Annotated in this window: 1 protein-coding gene and 1 rRNA gene; one reads left to right on the forward strand and one right to left on the reverse strand. The window is 48.2% G+C overall.

Annotated features, from left to right (window positions below):
- Nucleotides 1-308: 308 nt before the first annotated feature.
- Nucleotides 309-629, reverse strand: a complete 321-nt coding sequence (locus CXQ94_RS23655; RefSeq protein WP_181034359.1) for a hypothetical protein — start codon at nucleotides 627-629, stop codon at nucleotides 309-311.
- 152 nt (nucleotides 630-781) lie between these two features.
- Here CXQ94_RS23655 and CXQ94_RS23660 point away from each other — a divergent pair.
- Nucleotides 782-861, forward strand: a 16S ribosomal RNA gene (locus CXQ94_RS23660); the annotation flags it as partial.

Consider the following 861-nt stretch of genomic DNA (forward strand, 5'->3'; position numbering starts at 1 on the left):
CCAGGTCGGAAATAAAAGAAGATCGAGCGGTGCATCACTTTGCCGGGACATGTGAAGCCATGACTGAGGAGAAGAGGGCTAGTGTAATGGCTGGTGGCGTAGGATTGAAGAAACGAGAGAGCCGCGATTTTTGCCGTGCATCCTTATATAGTTGTGGCTGGTATCGCTCGTACGGACGGTACTTTTTGACTCGCTTGGCCGTCATTTGAATAAAACTGAAATAAACGGTTGACGTTGATTTTCAGGCTCCTATAATGCGCACCACTTCCGGCGCAGTCCTTAAGCAAAACCTCTTGTAAATCAAAAGGTTAGCGAAATAAAAGGGTTGCACGGATGGCGGATTCGAGTAGAATGCGCCGGGCTGGCAGGGTGGTGGTTGAATCCTGTTGGCGGCTTCGGTCGGGTTGATCAGAAGCGGTTGAAAGAGGTGGTTGACAGCGGTTTTGAACGCTGTATGATTCGCCTCCCGCTGACGAGAGACGCAAGTTGATCTGAAGCGCAAGCGGTTGAGAAGAAAGAAAAACTTCTTCAAAAACAGCTTGACAGGTAACAGGGCTGCTGTAGAATGCGCGGCCTCGGTTGAGACGAAAGGCTTGATCGAAACGCTCTTTAACAACTGAATCAAGCAATTCGTGTGGGTGCTTGTGAATGTAAGACTGGTAGTCGCAAGATTATCAGCATCACAAAGCAACACTCGTTTATTCGAGAGTTACTCTTTCTAGTAAAGAGATTTGCGATTGCTGAGCCAAGTTTAGGGTTTTCTCAAAACCCAAGCAGTATTGAACTGAAGAGTTTGATCATGGCTCAGATTGAACGCTGGCGGCAGGCCTAACACATGCAAGTCGAGCGGATGAAGAGAGC

It is taken from the genome of Arthrobacter sp. GMC3, from assembly GCF_002929305.1.
Taxonomy (GTDB): domain Bacteria; phylum Actinomycetota; class Actinomycetes; order Actinomycetales; family Micrococcaceae; genus Specibacter.